We start from the raw sequence: 15,133 nt of genomic DNA, 5'->3' as shown, positions 1-15,133 counted from the left end.
AGAAAATTTCAGATCAAGATGAACAAGTGCGGTTTTCCCTCTTGACCATTCAAATGAGAATTATGTTAAGTTTAGTTAAGAATAAATTGTTAAAATCGTTAATAATTAGATAACAAACCTAGAAAGTAGATTAAAAACTTTCTAAAACATATAAAGAGGATTTAGAGAAAATGAAAACACCCTGGCGCACGATATTACTCTGGGCGATTCCCTTCTTAATAGTAGGGTTCTTTTTGTGGCAAGGTAGTTTTGCTACCACCAATATGAGTGATACAGCCAATAATACCGCAAGTACCCGAATGACCTACGGCAGATTTTTGGAATATATCGATAAGGGTCGAGTTAGTAGCGTTGATCTCTATGAGGGAGGGCGTACCGCTATTGTGGAAGCTATCGATCCCGAATTACGTCAAGTACAACGTTTAAGAGTTGATTTACCCGGCACTTCCCCCGAATTAATCACCAAATTAAGAGAGTCTGGTATTAGTTTCGATACTCACCCCATGCGTAATGAAGGGGCAGTATGGGGCATTTTGGGTAATTTAGTTTTCCCTGTGTTGTTAATTGCTTCTTTATTTTTCCTTTTCCGCCGTTCTAGCAATATGCCGGGCGGACCTGGACAAGCGATGAATTTCGGTAAATCAAAAGCGCGCTTTCAAATGGATGCTAAAACTGGTGTTAAATTTGATGATGTTGCTGGTATTGATGAAGCCAAAGAGGAATTACAAGAAGTGGTAACTTTCCTCAAACAGCCTGAAAAATTCACGGCGGTGGGCGCCCGTATCCCCAAGGGTGTCTTATTGGTAGGACCTCCCGGAACTGGTAAAACTTTACTAGCTAAAGCTATCGCTGGGGAAGCTGGTGTACCTTTCTTTAGTATTTCTGGTTCAGAATTTGTAGAAATGTTTGTGGGTGTGGGCGCTTCACGGGTGCGTGATTTGTTCAAAAAAGCCAAAGAAAATGCGCCTTGTTTGATCTTTATTGATGAGATTGACGCTGTTGGTCGTCAGAGGGGCGCTGGTATCGGTGGCGGTAACGATGAAAGAGAGCAGACTTTAAACCAATTACTCACGGAAATGGATGGTTTTGAAGGCAATACTGGTATTATCGTCATTGCTGCTACTAACCGCGCGGATGTATTAGATTCTGCTTTAATGCGTCCGGGTCGTTTTGACCGTCAAGTGATGGTTGATCCCCCTGATTTCAAGGGCAGATTAGGGGTTTTAGATGTTCACGCGCGCAATAAAAAGTTAGCGCCCGAAGTATCTATCGAAACCATTGCCCGGCGCACTCCCGGTTTCAGTGGTGCTGATTTAGCTAATTTACTCAATGAAGCAGCCATTTTAACCGCTCGTCGTCGCAAGTCGGAAATTACCATGAGTGAAATCGATGCGGCGGTAGATCGTGTTATCGCTGGTATGGAAGGCACTCCTTTAGTAGATAGCAAAAGTAAGCGTTTAATTGCTTATCACGAAGTCGGTCATGCTATTGTGGGTACTTTATTAAAAGATCATGATCCTGTGCAAAAAGTTACTCTTATCCCCAGAGGACAAGCTCAAGGTTTAACTTGGTTTACTCCTAATGAAGAACAGGGTTTGACTACCAAAGCTCAATTAATGGCGCGCATCGCCGGTGCTATGGGTGGTCGTGCGGCTGAAGAAGAAATCTTTGGCGATGATGAAGTGACCACGGGCGCTGGGGGTGACTTACAGCAAGTGACGGGCATGGCACGTCAAATGGTAACTCGTTTTGGCATGAGTGATATGGGGCTTCTTTCTTTGGAAGGGCAAGGGGGAGAAGTATTTTTAGGCGGTGGTTTTATGAACCGAGCGGAATATTCTGAGGAAAGTGCTTCTCGCATTGATGCTCAAATTCGCATGATTGCTGAACATGGTCATCAAATGGCACGTCAAATCATCCGAGATAATCGGGAAGTCATTGATCGTTTAGTTGATCTTTTGATTGAAAAAGAAACCATTGATGGTGATGAATTTCGTCAGATTGTAGCTGAATATACGGAAGTACCTGAAAAGGAACAGTTTGTGCCTCAGCTATAAGCTAGAAGGTGTTACCCTCACCCCAACCCCTCTCCCAACCGCAGGGGATTTTCAAAGTCAGGATCAAAATTGATTTGTTTTTGACAAGAAGACAATATAAGGATGATCCCCCCCAACCCCCCTTAAAAAGGGGGGAGATTCAGGGAGACAGGAGGATTTTTTACTATTAATTGATTTATTAGTAGTTAAAAACCTCTGAATTTCAGATTATTGGCTAGTTTGAGAAACTAACATTTTTGAGAATGAAAACGCCCTGCTCCCATAGGAGAGGGGCTTTTTGTTTTTTAATACCTCAGTTCGATGCAAGAATGCCTGATAAGGGCAGGTTTCAGGTGTAATTTTCAGACGATGATATGATTCGAGCAAAAAATTGAACCGAAAAAATCAATTAAGATATATTTTTTGTCAATTCTTTCCCCTAATACCTAACACCTGATACCTGACACCTTTACAGCACCGAAAATTTTATCTCGAACTCAGGTTTTAATGGTATTAAAATGAGGGATAAACAGTGCTAGAAAAACCTGTGGCTTTAAATTGCTTGAGTTTCAAGGGAGTAGGTTGATTAGATGGCACACTAATTCTTAACTCAAATTCATGTAAACCCGGTTCTACTTCTTTCAGCGCCCCTAACCGAGTGCGATTTTGTAGGGCTGGTTCATTATTAGCATCATAAATCCGACCAAAAACATCGGCATCATAAAGGGTTTTACCTGAAGTGTTATTGGTTTTGCCTGTGACGAGGTAACAAGTAGCTGGAAGGGCGCTACCGCCACTGGTGACGCTTCCTTCACCCACTCCAGCAGGACAATCTTTATAATCCACATCCACAATTTTTATTTGAATCAAGGCTTCGGCGGAGGGCGCTGTTATGATACTTCCCAATAAACAGAAAATGCTCACCATGACAATAATCGCCAATTTTTTCAACATAAATATTTTTCCCATAATTCGTTACTTTGATTATATAGCCTCAGTTCGATGCAGGAATGCCTAATAAGGATAGGCTTCAGGTTGGAGGTTTCAGGTGTAATTTTTAGATGATGATATAATTCGAGCCAAAAATTGAACTGAAAAAATCAATTAAGATATGTTTTTTGTCAATTTTTTCACCTAATATCTAACACCTGATTGCCCATTATCAATTGTCAATTTTTCATTAGTATTTTAAAAATTTCTTCCCCTGCTTTTTCGCTACCGGAAGTAATACCTTGATCTAAAACTTCTTGCATTTCTTGATATTTTTGAGCCATTTTTAGTTGTCTTTTTTCATTAAGTAAAAAATCTAATGATTCTCTAACAATATTCTCAACATTAGCTTTTTCTTGTAGTAACTCTGGCACAATTTCTTCTTCTAAAATTAAATTAACAGGAGAGATGAAGGGCGCTGAGAAATTAAAAAATTTTCTACCTACCCAAATAGTGAAAGGTTGTACTTTATAGATTACCACTTGAGGAATTTTTAATAGTCCTAATTCTAAATTAACTGTGCCTGATTTAGTAATAGCTAAATCTAAAATAGGAAATAAATCAAGGGTATCCCCTTCAAAAAGATTAATTTCGATACCATAAGATTTGATCATTTCTTGGATTAAATTTTTATATTTAGGGAGAGAAATCGGTAAATAAAAACGAGCATTAGGGACTTTTTCTTTTATTTTTACTGCCGATTCTAGCATTACGGGGAAAAGATATTTTAATTCTTGTTGACGAGAAGCCGGAAGTAAACCGATGTTATAATGTTTATCGTCTGCGGTGATACCTAATTTAGCTTTAGCTGTAGCGGTGGAGGGTGCTTTTTTCATGCGTGGAATAAGGGGATGCCCTACATAAGTGCTATTTACGCCCTTACTTTGATAAAATTTTGCTTCTGCTGGAAAAATAGCCAATACTTGATCGGTAACACTAACTAATTGTTTAACATTTTGTTCAATGGGTGTCCAAACCCAATACTGAGGTGCAATATACCAAATAACGGGAATATGAGGAAAATTCTGCTTCATGAAGGTGGCTATACCCAGATTTGGTCCTAAATAGTCAATTAAAACTACCGCATCAGGAGGATCATTTTTTAAAAATTGTTTGGCTTTCTGTTGTACTTGCCATGTAGGTATAATAAAAGGTATCGATTCTAGTAAACCTACTGAGCCGATAGCGGTGGTATCGCCGATTAAAAGCGCCCCTCCCCGTGCCATTTTTTCTCCCCCTAGCGCACTTATCCTCAGAGTTAAACCTTGACTTTTACTTTGACTATAGAGAGATTCTACGAGCATACCACCTTGTAAATCCCCTGATACTTCCCCCGTACTAATAAAAATGTGCATAATTAATGAATTATGAATTATGAATTATGAATTTTCGCCCTATCTGCCTTTGTCCCTTTCTTTTGTAACACCCCAACACCATAATATCTAATAGATGTAACAGTGGAAACCTATAAAGCGCTCGAAATTTGGCAAAAATCAGTAACTTGGCTTAAATCTCGCCATTTTGGGCAAAATTCCATTTCAACTCGTTACGCTTTGGTGGAAGCCGCTTTGATTGGAGTCTTCTCTGCTTCCTCCGCTTTACTCCTCAAACAGGGCGTCGGTTGGTTAGGGGGTATTCGTGTTAGTTTAGCTAATCAATGGGGCGCCCTCCTCGTTTTACCATTATTCGGCTTAGGTTTCGGTATCATCACGGGTTTACTCTTGGAATATGTTTCCCCTACTTCCGGCGGTGGTGGCATTCCCCAAGTTAAAGCCTCCTTGGCACGTCATCCGATTCCTTTATCATTAAAAGTCGCCGTTGTCAAGATTATTGGCACAATTCTAATGTTAGGGGCTGGACTAACCCTAGGAAGAAGAAGCCCCACTGTGCATATTGGTGCGGCTTTGGCCGCTGAATTAACCCGTTATGTACCCACATCTCCTGAGCATAGAAGGCAAATGATTGCCGCAGGGGCGGCGGCTGGATTGGCAGCTGGATTTAATACCCCCATTGCAGGGGTGTTATTCGTGGTGGAAGAGTTGATGCGGGATGTTTCTAATCTTACCCTTGAAACCGCTATTGTGGCTTCTTTTACGGGCGCTGTGGTGTCTTTAATTTTACAGTCTCCAGATTTACGTTTACCTTCTAGTTTGTTGGCGTTGGAAAATCTACAATTTTCCCCCTCTGATATTCCCTTGTATTTAATTCTCGGTATTTTAGGGGGGGTGTTAGGGGCGCTGTTTAATCGTGGTGTCTTAAAAAGTGTCCGTTTTAATCAAAGTCTCAAATTACCTTTAGCGGTGAAAATCGGTTTAACCGCTTTATTTTGTGGCACAATTATCGCTTTATTACCGCCTTTTTTTCGAGATAATGCTGGTTTGAGGGAATTTTTGGTGCGCGGGGAATTGTCTTGGCAACAAACAGCTTTAGCTTTAGTAGCTCATTTTAGTTTAACCATTATCATGGCAGGGACAAGGGCGCCGGGGGGATTATTCGCTCCAGCTTTAATTATGGGGTCTTCCCTCGGTTATTTGGTGGGGGATATGGCACAATATTTTACGGGCATTGATGCGAGCACTACTTTTGCTTTAGCAGGGATGGGCGCTGTATTTACGGGTGTAGTACGAGTGCCTGTTACTGCTATTGTCATGATTTTTGAGTTAAATGCTAATTTTAATTTGGTTTTACCGTTAATGATTACTTGTGCGGTGGCTTATATTAGTGCGGAAACCATCCAAAAAGGCTCGATGGATCAGCTATTATTGCAAAATATGGGTTTTGATACGGATGAATATAATACCAATCCTGCCCAGTCAAAAGGTTTTTTAGAACAATTAACGGCTTCTGGAGTAATGCAAACTCAAGTAGAAAGTGTTTCTCCTGATTTACCAGTGGTGGAGTTATTAGAGTTGATGTCTTTATCTTCCCATCGAGGTTTTCCAGTGGTGCAAGATAATCGAGTGGTGGGAATTGTGACACAGTCAGATTTAGCAACGGTTTGTAATCCTTCCTCTTCTCTGTTGACGAGGGAAATTATGACGACTAATCCCATTACCGTAGCGGAAAATACTTCTTTAAGTAATGTTTTATATTTTCTTAATCGTTATCAATTATCAAGGTTGCCTGTGACAGAGGAAGGGCGCTTGGTGGGGATTATTACTCGTACTGATATTATTAGAGTAGAGGTGGATGAGTTAAAGGCTGATATAGCCATTAAGCCTCAAGTTTTTTATACAGTATATCAAAGTCGTTCTCCTAGTACGGGCAAGGGAACAATTTTAGTGCCGGTTTCTTTAGAAGATGATTACCAAAGTTTAGCAAAAATTGCCATTGCTATTGCCTTACATTATGATTATGAAATTGAATTTATTAAAGTTATTAAGATTGCTAAACATTTAGCACCCCATAATACTTATGTGGAAACAAAAACCGCTCGGAATATGATGATGAGTTTAGAAAAAATGGGAACTAACTCTAATGTGCAAACTCATACTAAAATAGTTATTAGTCATCATCGTACTGGATTTTTATTAGATGTTATTAAGCGAAAAAAAATTAGTATTTTAATGATGGGTTGGGGAAAAAATTCCGCTTCTCAAGAGTTTATTTTTTCTCATTTAGTGGATAATTTGATTACTCAAGCACCTTGTGAATTAATTTTAGTAAAACTTGGCAAAAAATCTACTTATCCTCATAATTTAATAGCCAGGGGTAGTTGTTTAGTACCAATGGCTGGAGGTCCTAATGCGAGGGAGGGGTTAAAATTATTACCGGCTTTTCTCAATCTCTATCATCGTGGTAATTTGCCTCCTGTGTGGTTAACAAAGGTATATCATCCTGATTGCAAAGATATTGACTTGACTGATTTACAGTTGGGAGTGCAACAGTTACAGTGCGAAGTGGATACGGTGGTAAAACTTCTTTCTGTAAGTTTTGATTCGGTGGTGAATGGTATTGAATGGGTAGCAAAAAATCAGAATGCTGAATTAGTGGTGATGGGCGCTTCGAGAGAAACTCTTTTACAACAGGCTTTTCATGGTAATATTCCTGATGCTATCGCTTCTCATCTTGATACCACAGTGATTTTAATTCGTTTGCCATCTTAATAGTTAGGTGGTGCTGAAAAAGTATTTTGGTGAGGGGAGGTGTCAGGTTTCGGGTGTCGCGGTGAAATGCTTATAGATAAAAGAGTTAAGCCAAATAGTTATTTTTCATAAATGGCTCATTTGTATCAATAATTTTTGATGGAAAAGAAGGAAATACAGTATTTTTCCATTCCAATCAAAAATTCTAAATTCTACATTCTACATTCTACATTCCCTTCACGACAACACTTTTCAGCAAAGCCTAATTATTTATTCACTGCAGGGGTTATTTTTTAGTACAATAAAACTGATTTTAACTATAAATTGTGAGAGTCAAAAAATGCGTGTTTATGTGCTGTTGTATAATGCAGGGACTGACAATGAGGGAATCCATACCCTACAAATGAAGGATCAAGATTTTGTGTTAATGTTTGAATCAGAAGATGATGCCACTCGTTACGCATTACTTTTAGAAGCCCAAGATTTTCCAGTGCCTTCGGTGGAAAGTATTGATAGGGAAGAAATAGAAGAGTTTTGTCAAACGGCAAGTTATCATACTAAGTATGTTAGCGAGGGGATGTTAGAAGTTCCACCTGAACATAATGTAGAACAAACGGACTGGGATATAAATGGGAAACCACAAGCGCCCCTCACCAGTGAATCATCACCAGCAGATATGTCGGCATTTGAATTGGAACGTATTCGCCGTCAATTAGAAAATTTACTTTAACGAAGGTGTCAAAAAGGCAAAGGGCAAAGGTAAATTTTACAGCGCATTTCAAATGAATAAACCACGTTTTTTGTGTCTCGCCTCGATGCGCAAAGACGCAAAGATAATATTTGTAATAATCCAAAGTGTGGTTTAAGGAAATGAAAACTGCTGTAAGATAGCTTGAACTAAGGTAAAATACAATTGAATTTAGTAATATTAAAAAGAAAATGGGAGAATCAAAACGTAGAAAAGCACAATTAGGGGAAGAATACGGCAAAGAAGAAAGATTTATCTCTTGGCTACCTCTGACCAAAACTCAAGCCTCTGAGGCTTATCAATTAACCACGAGAGGGGCTTGGATTGGCATAGTCGCACTATTTATCACTTGGTTAATTGTGCGGTTTTTTGGTCCAGCTTTCGGTTGGTGGCAAGTATATTAAAATGAGGAATATTCTGATTACGGGGGGCGCTGGTTTTATTGGCTCTAATTTCGTCAATTACTGGGCGCAAAACTTTCCTGAAGATCGTATTGTAGTGCTAGACGCGCTAACCTACGCTGGAAATTTAGCCAACCTCAAAGGAGTGATAAATCAAGAAAATTTTTGTTTTGTACAGGGTAATATCTGTCAGCGCCCGTTAGTAGATAAAATTCTTCGGGAAGAAGCCATTACTCATATTGCCCATTTTGCGGCTGAATCCCATGTGGATCGCTCAATTTTAAGTCCTGCCGACTTCATCAATACCAATGTTATGGGTACATTTACCCTCTTAGAAAGTTTCCGCCATCATTGGTTAGCCCAAAATCAACCATCCCATTATCGTTTTCTTCATGTCTCCACCGATGAGGTTTACGGTAGTTTAAGGGAAAATGATCCTCCTTTTACAGAAACCACTGCCTACGCTCCCAATAGTCCTTATTCCGCCTCAAAAGCCGGTAGTGATCACCTCGTCAGAGCATATTATTACACCTACAATTTACCCACTTTAATTACTAATTGCTCTAATAATTACGGTTTTTTTCACTATCCTGAAAAACTGATTCCCCTCATTTGTACCAATATTCTTTTAGGGAAACCTCTACCTATCTATGGTGATGGGCAAAATGTGCGAGATTGGTTATTCGTTTTGGACCATTGTCGGGCGCTGGAAGCTGTCATTAATAAGGGAAAAATAGGCGAAACTTATAATATTGGTGGTCATAATGAAATTAAAAACATTGATTTAGTAAAATTAATTTGCTCAATTATGGACGAAATCGCTCCTGATTTACCCGTTAAACCCAGTAGTAAATTAATCACCTTCGTAACAGATAGAGCTGGTCATGATCGCCGTTATGCCATCGATAATAGTAAAATAACCAGAGAATTAGCATGGCAACCCCAATATACTCTGGAAACAGGCTTAAAAATTACTTTGCAGTGGTATTTAGACCATAAAGACTGGTGGCAACCACTTAAATAAGAGTTGACAAGAAGGTGGTGTCGTGAAGGGAATGTAGAATTTAGAATTTAGAATTTAGAATTTTTGATTGGGATGGAAAAATACAGTATTTTTAGAGAAAAAAGGCTATTTTTGGAACTTTTTTAAGATTCTATTGTACTTAGGGTCTGCTGAATAAATCAGAAAGCTATTAAAATCAAAGGTTTAGAGACACTATATTTACAAAAAAGTGCGCATTTTTGGCAATTTTGACTTAAAAACTGAGCATTTCAAATCTAATTATTCACAATACACTTGTGTTTTCGTTAAAAATATAACGCTTCAAAACCTTTATTTTTCATTCTTTAACCTGACACCTGATGCCTGATACCTATCCTCATCGAAAGACTTTTTCAGCAACACCTACTTAAAATCTTTGTTTAATATCAAGTCCGTTTGATCAGCCGAAGGCTGCCGCTGCGCGATCACTTACAAATTAGTAATATCAATATCTTAGTTCAATTTATTGAACAAAAAACTGTTGGTTCCGTGTAATTCATTACACGGTGGGTAAAGTGCGAAGAGAAAATCTATTTGTAACAGATTATCCGAACTTGATATTAGATTGATTATTGTTGGGTTACGCTTTGGCTAACCCAACCTACAAATTTATTAACTAGGATTTTTGCAGGGTGAAACAGGCATCTTGCCCGTATTTCTGGAGAGGTCTATTATAAAACCTGCGCCCTCAACCATGCCACAGGAAGATAAAACATCTTATTCGGAGTAGGCACAAACGCGCGTCGATTGAAAACATCATAATTATTCTTCTCAATTACATCAAGGATACCTTGATATAACATAAGGGCAGACCACACAGGCCAGCGCCCGTCAGCGTTTAAAGAGCGTATCCCCCTTTCCGCATCTTGGTAATACTGTTTAGCTCGATCAATCTCAAACTTCATCAGATTACGCCAACGATCATCAATAACCTTATTAAATAAATCTTCCTCAGTATAATCAAAACGAGCAAGGTCTTCGAGGGGTAAATAAATGCGATCACGATCAATATCTTCCCCCACATCACGCAAAATATTGGTCAACTGATTAGCAATACCCAAAGCCACTGCCTCAGTCTCAGGAATTTTTACCATCTGATCCGCCCAAGGAACTTGACTATAAGGAGTATCAACCCCCAAAACGGCTGAAGACATTATCCCCACTGTACCAGCTACCCGATAACAGTAGAGATTTAACTCCTCAAAAGTTTGGTAACGATTACGATATAAGTCCATTCTTTGTCCGGCTATCATGTCCCGATAGGGTTGAATATCCATAGGAAAACGTTGCAGAGTGTCCACCAGTGCCACGTCTGGATCATCCATCGCTTGACCTGCGAACACTGACTCTAGCTGTTTTTCCCACCAGTCAAGGGTTTCAGGTGTTGTTAACTTAGCTTGAGGACCATCTACTAATTCATCGGTGCGACGACACCAGACGTAAATCGCCCAGATAGCTTTTCTTTTCTCCTTCGGCATCAATAATGTACCAAGATAGAAGGTTTTAGAATATTTTGCCGTGATTTGGCGACAATACTCATAGGATTCCTCGACAGAGATTAGGGGGTGTTTTGGTTGTAATGTTTTAGGCAGTTGCAGCATTCATTCCTGCTGAAATAGTTACTAAATTGACGTTTAAATTTAAAAATAATGACAATTTTTTAGTATTGTCTCACTTTCTGACCCATTTTGATTATTTTATTTAATTAGGGGTTACGCACTGATTCAAATGTTAAGTTAAGGGAGGTTTCAGGTAGCAGGTATTAGGTTTCAGGTTTAAAACCCTTCCCTAAATAGACTCTTGTACAAAAAAAAGATCAATAAACATAAGTTTCTTGTCAATTCTTTAACCTAACACCTAACACCCGACACCCGACACCAACAATGAAATATCTAATTAATTTTACTTACTCACTTAAATTAGCTAACCAAACTTGGTTCAGCCGTAGCGCCCTTCACCGCAGAAAAAGCCGTATCATGAACCGCATGGGCGGTTAATTTCCCTGATAAAACAGCGCCCTCCATACTACCAAGATATTCCTGCATAGTATAACTACCAGAAAGGAAGAAATTAGCCACAGGAGTAGCTTGACTGGGGCGAAAAGCCTGTCTGCCGGGAATTGCTTTATAAACTGAGCGGGGAGTTTTGAGAACTTTTGCTTTCCTTACCTTCGCCACATGGGGAATTTGCTCAGGAAAAAGTTTAGCCAACTCATCCATGGTTGCTTCGATAATTGCCTCATCAGATTTATTGATCCATTCCTGCGCTGGTGCTAAAACTAGCTCTAACATAGAACGATCTGGATCATAATATTCCTTTGTAGTCACGCTCATATCAGCATAAACGCTTAAAATAGGAGAGCGTGAGAATAATAATTGATCCACCTCAGTTAATTTAGTATCAAACCAAATTTGCACGTTAATTACTGGCACACCTTCCAAACCTTCCAATTTTTGAAAGAAAGGATCATTTTGCCATGCTTTTGGAGTTAATAACTTCATGGCATCCACTGACATAGCCGACACATAAGCATCTGCTTCGATAATTCTTTCTGGATTACCTTGAATACCTCTAATAATAAAATGTTTTACTGTACCATCATCATTTAAAACAATTTCTTTTAAAGGTGAATTGAGATGAACTTCTCCCCCCTCAGCGGTGACATAATCAGCAATGGGTTGACATAATCTTTCGGGGGGCGCGCCATCGAGAAAAGCAATTTTTGAGCCGTAGCGCTCTTGTAAGAATTTATTTAACGCCGTTAAGATGATGGTAGCGGAAACATCTTCAGGATTGATAAAAGTTAAGGCTTTGGAGGCGGCAATAAAAATATCGGTATTGACTTCCTCATCGATACCTTGACGGCGTAACCATTCAATGAGGCTATATTTATCCATATCCTCGACATATTGTTGTCCTCTGATGATAGCCGGAAATAAGCCGATGGCAAAACGGATTTTTTGTCCCCAAGTTAGCATATCGTTATTACGCAAAATTGAGGCAATGACGTTGAAGGGCGCTGGAATATCAGGCACATCAAAACGGGAAAGAGTACCGGGTTTTTCGGGTTGGTTAAAGATTAGAGTGTGTTGTTTCCACTGCAAACGGTCTAAAATATTTAACTCGCCCATGAGTTGTAACATATTAGGGTAAGCGCCGAAAAAAGCGTGTAAACCTGTTTCTAGCCAGTCGCCATCCTCATCTTGCCAAGCACCCACCAAACCGCCCAGCACGTCACGACTTTCTAATAAAATAGGTTGATGTCCTAAATCCGTTAAATATTTGGCGCAAGATAACCCTGCTAACCCTCCTCCTGCTATTGCTACTCGCATCTTTTTTTTTCTTCTACTAACTTGTTTCTTTATTTCATTTTAGTAGTATTTATTCACATTTCGTAATATTTTTTTAATTTTTACTTAATTATCACCTGAGTTCAAGATAAAATTTTTGATGTTGTAAAGGTGTCAGGTATCGGGTGTTAGGTATTAGGTGAAAGAATTGACAAAAAAAAATATCTTAGTTGATTTTTTCAGTTCAATTTTTTGCTTGAATTATATCATCGTCTGATAGTTACACCTGAAACCTGCAACCTGCAACCTACCCTTATGAGGCATTCTTGCATCGAACTGAGGTAATTATCAATTGTCCATTGCTTTTTCATATTTGACAAAATACAGAAAATTAGCTAAGATAGTAAGCTGTTTAAGTCAAAATATATTAAATTGGCTCAAGCCGAAGACAGCAGGAGCGTAAGCGCTTAAAAATTCCTGCCTAGGTTGATGCAGATAATTATGATAAGTGAACCGACATCAGAAAACGGTGAAGGGCGCTGGATTATATAAAAATTTTATCTCTAAATCATCAACCAAGAACCCGGCTAGAAATAGTTAGGGTTTTTTGTTTTTTAAACGTTGTCGAGAGTTTTATCTAACTCAGACAACCAATGTAAACACCCCGGAGGTGAGAACAATATCTAAATCCCTTGAAAGCAAACAAAAAGAGGTAGCTTCCATCAAGGAGTTACTATCCGAATCTCAGTTAGCGTTAGTCATCGACCATCAAGGGCTTAGTGTTGCGGAAATTAGCGATTTGCGTAATCGTCTGCGTGAAAACGGCAGTATTTGTAAGGTGACGAAAAACACTCTTATGAGTAAAGCTGTAGAAGGCGACGCAAATTGGGAACCCATCAACGAATTTTTGAGAGGTTCTTCCGCCTTCATTTTAACCAATGCTGAGAATATCGGCAGTGCGGTGAAAGCCTTTCAGGCATTCCAAAAAGATCGCAAAAAAAGCGATTGTCGTGGCGGTGTCATGGAAGGAAAAGCCCTTACTAAAGATGAAGTCAAAGCCCTTGCCGATTTACCCACCAAAGAGCAACTTATCGCTCAAATTGCTGGTTCTATCAATGCTATTACCGCCAAAATTGCGCGTAGCATCAATGAAGTGCCTAGTGGTTTGGCGCGCGCCGTGGATGCTGTAAAGTCTCAACAAGAAGACGCAGCCTAGATTTAACGTTTTTGCCTTGTCTAGTTATTTACCATAGGAGATCGATTTTAATTATGTCTGATAAAGTAAACAGTATTGTTGAAGAATTAAAAACTCTTACCCTTTTAGAAGCGTCTGAGTTAGTTAAACAAATTGAAGAAGTATTCGGCGTAAGTGCAGCAGCGCCCGTCGGCGGTATGATGATGGCGGCTGCCCCTGCGGCTGCGGCTGAAGAAGTAGAGGAGCAAACTGAATTTGATGTTATCCTCGAAAGTTTCGGTGATTCTAAAATGAATGTACTTAAAGTAGTTCGTGGTATCACTGGCTTAGGCTTAAAAGAAAGCAAAGAGTTAGTAGAATCTGCACCTAAAGCAGTTAAAGAAGCTACTAGCAAAGAAGATGCCGAAGCTATCAAGAAACAATTAGAAGAGGCGGGTGCTAAGGCTTCCATCAAATAATTTTTTTCTTCTGTCTCAATGTTAACCCCTTTCCTATGTGGAGAGGGGTTTTTTATTAGTTTAGTTAATTCAGTTTTATCTACGTTTTAAACCCTTGACTTTGATAACATAGAATAAAAAGTTTAAACATATTATGTAATAAAAATATGAATACGCAATTAGTTAATTCTCTCACTCAAATTATTTTATCTCTTTCGGAAGATGAAAAACAGTTATTAGATAAACAAATAAACTTAGTAAATAAAAACATCCATGAATTTAATACTATTCAAAAAAAAATTATAGATATAGAAACTCAATTAAAAGTTTATGAAAGTAAATATAAAATGTCATCTAATAGTTTTTATAAACAGTTTCGTCAAGGAAAATTAGGCGATGATATAGATTTTTTTGAATGGAGTGTTTTTTACGAAATGTTTTTGTCAGCATCGGAAGAACTTAAAAAAGGTAAATAATGATAACTTTAGAAAATTATCTTGATTTAGTTAAGAATAAACTAGATACAAGTACAATAATCAAATCCTTTAGTATCATTGATGAAAGAATTTTATTTACAAGGGGTTATTTTCGAGCAAGAATTACTTTAATGAATGAAGATTTTTTAGAAATAGCAGAATCTTGTACGATAATTAATGATCGATTAGTAACACTCAGTTATCGTTATCAATGGATGAATAAAACTAAACAAATATTAAGAAAACGCTGGGATAATGTTGAACATTTCCCCGATTTGCCAAACTTTCCTCATCATGTCCACATTGAAGATGAGTCAATGGTAGAACCAAGTGAATCCAGAAGTATTTTACAGATTATTAACTTAATTGAACACGAAATAAAATCAAGAGAAGTATAGTATTTTTAACCTATTGAAATTATTATATAAATACC

13 protein-coding genes and 1 other annotated feature are annotated in these 15,133 nt (G+C 38.5%); of the genes, 9 read left to right on the top strand and 4 right to left on the bottom strand.

All coding sequences use genetic code 11. The annotated features are described in order from the left end of the window. Positions 1-170: 170 nt before the first annotated feature. Complete coding sequence (gene ftsH2, locus IGQ45_08570) at positions 171-2,057, top strand: ATP-dependent zinc metalloprotease FtsH2 (GenBank protein MBF2057263.1); 1,887 nt, start codon at positions 171-173, stop codon at positions 2,055-2,057. A 492-nt stretch (positions 2,058-2,549) separates the two neighbouring features. On the opposite strand, the gene IGQ45_08565 is transcribed toward ftsH2, so the two are convergent. After that, the gene (locus IGQ45_08565; GenBank protein ID MBF2057262.1) at positions 2,550-2,990 is read right to left on the bottom strand and encodes a hypothetical protein; all 441 of its coding nucleotides are present in this window, start codon (positions 2,988-2,990) and stop codon (positions 2,550-2,552) included. Between the two features lie 215 nt (positions 2,991-3,205). After that, positions 3,206-4,381, bottom strand: a complete 1,176-nt coding sequence (gene lpxB, locus IGQ45_08560; GenBank protein ID MBF2057261.1) for a lipid-A-disaccharide synthase — start codon at positions 4,379-4,381, stop codon at positions 3,206-3,208. 102 nt (positions 4,382-4,483) lie between these two features. Between lpxB and IGQ45_08555 the strand changes: the two genes are divergently transcribed. The 4 genes from IGQ45_08555 (at position 4,484) to rfbB (ending at position 9,284) form a co-directional block, all read left to right on the top strand. Beyond that, positions 4,484-7,132 (top strand): chloride channel protein, encoded by a 2,649-nt coding sequence (locus IGQ45_08555; GenBank protein ID MBF2057260.1) that lies wholly within the window; start codon positions 4,484-4,486, stop codon positions 7,130-7,132. Positions 7,133-7,451: 319 nt separating this feature from the next. Beyond that, complete coding sequence (locus tag IGQ45_08550; protein MBF2057259.1) at positions 7,452-7,841, top strand: DUF3110 domain-containing protein; 390 nt, start codon at positions 7,452-7,454, stop codon at positions 7,839-7,841. 209 nt (positions 7,842-8,050) lie between these two features. Continuing rightward, a complete protein-coding gene (locus tag IGQ45_08545) occupies positions 8,051-8,263 on the top strand; it encodes a DUF2839 domain-containing protein (GenBank protein ID MBF2057258.1) in 213 nt (70 codons plus the stop codon). 1 nt (position 8,264) lies between these two features. Next, complete coding sequence (gene rfbB, locus IGQ45_08540; protein ID MBF2057257.1) at positions 8,265-9,284, top strand: dTDP-glucose 4,6-dehydratase; 1,020 nt, start codon at positions 8,265-8,267, stop codon at positions 9,282-9,284. Positions 9,285-9,973: 689 nt separating this feature from the next. Here rfbB and IGQ45_08535 read toward each other — a convergent pair. Beyond that, a complete protein-coding gene (locus tag IGQ45_08535; GenBank protein ID MBF2057256.1) occupies positions 9,974-10,903 on the bottom strand; it encodes a phytoene synthase in 930 nt (309 codons plus the stop codon). Between the two features lie 318 nt (positions 10,904-11,221). Further along, positions 11,222-12,634, bottom strand: a complete 1,413-nt coding sequence (gene pds / locus IGQ45_08530; protein ID MBF2057255.1) for a 15-cis-phytoene desaturase — start codon at positions 12,632-12,634, stop codon at positions 11,222-11,224. 382 nt (positions 12,635-13,016) lie between these two features. Beyond that, positions 13,017-13,211: a sequence feature (ribosomal protein L10 leader region), on the top strand. A 60-nt stretch (positions 13,212-13,271) separates the two neighbouring features. Between pds and IGQ45_08525 the strand changes: the two genes are divergently transcribed. From IGQ45_08525 to IGQ45_08510, 4 genes are all read left to right on the top strand, one after another. Continuing rightward, positions 13,272-13,808: a 50S ribosomal protein L10 gene (locus tag IGQ45_08525; protein ID MBF2057254.1), complete on the top strand. Its 537-nt coding sequence runs from the start codon at positions 13,272-13,274 to the stop codon at positions 13,806-13,808. Between the two features lie 53 nt (positions 13,809-13,861). After that, positions 13,862-14,245 (top strand): 50S ribosomal protein L7/L12, encoded by a 384-nt coding sequence (gene rplL, locus IGQ45_08520; GenBank protein MBF2057253.1) that lies wholly within the window; start codon positions 13,862-13,864, stop codon positions 14,243-14,245. Between the two features lie 146 nt (positions 14,246-14,391). Beyond that, a complete protein-coding gene (locus IGQ45_08515) occupies positions 14,392-14,700 on the top strand; it encodes a hypothetical protein (GenBank protein MBF2057252.1) in 309 nt (102 codons plus the stop codon). Between the two features lie 2 nt (positions 14,701-14,702). Further along, the gene (locus tag IGQ45_08510; protein ID MBF2057251.1) at positions 14,703-15,098 is read left to right on the top strand and encodes a hypothetical protein; all 396 of its coding nucleotides are present in this window, start codon (positions 14,703-14,705) and stop codon (positions 15,096-15,098) included. The last annotated feature ends 35 nt before the right edge of the window (positions 15,099-15,133 follow it).

Origin of the sequence: Cyanobacterium sp. T60_A2020_053, assembly GCA_015272165.1 — a bacterium.
In the GTDB taxonomy this organism is placed as follows: Bacteria; Cyanobacteriota; Cyanobacteriia; order Cyanobacteriales; family Cyanobacteriaceae; genus Cyanobacterium.
This window is presented reverse-complemented; position numbering and strand designations above follow the sequence as displayed.

Bases quoted from the DNA above. Each gene is read 5' to 3' on its own strand.
- pds (MBF2057255.1), bottom strand. From the start codon at position 12,634: ATGCGAGTAGCAATAGCAGGAGGAGGGTTAGCAGGGTTATCTTGCGCC.
- IGQ45_08535 (MBF2057256.1), bottom strand. From the start codon at position 10,903: ATGCTGCAACTGCCTAAAACATTACAACCAAAACACCCCCTAATCTCT.
- ftsH2 (MBF2057263.1), top strand. From the start codon at position 171: ATGAAAACACCCTGGCGCACGATATTACTCTGGGCGATTCCCTTCTTA.
- IGQ45_08515 (MBF2057252.1), top strand. From the start codon at position 14,392: ATGAATACGCAATTAGTTAATTCTCTCACTCAAATTATTTTATCTCTT.
- rplL (MBF2057253.1), top strand. From the start codon at position 13,862: ATGTCTGATAAAGTAAACAGTATTGTTGAAGAATTAAAAACTCTTACC.
- IGQ45_08565 (MBF2057262.1), bottom strand. From the start codon at position 2,990: ATGTTGAAAAAATTGGCGATTATTGTCATGGTGAGCATTTTCTGTTTA.
- IGQ45_08545 (MBF2057258.1), top strand. From the start codon at position 8,051: ATGGGAGAATCAAAACGTAGAAAAGCACAATTAGGGGAAGAATACGGC.
- IGQ45_08550 (MBF2057259.1), top strand. From the start codon at position 7,452: ATGCGTGTTTATGTGCTGTTGTATAATGCAGGGACTGACAATGAGGGA.
- rfbB (MBF2057257.1), top strand. From the start codon at position 8,265: ATGAGGAATATTCTGATTACGGGGGGCGCTGGTTTTATTGGCTCTAAT.
- lpxB (MBF2057261.1), bottom strand. From the start codon at position 4,381: ATGCACATTTTTATTAGTACGGGGGAAGTATCAGGGGATTTACAAGGT.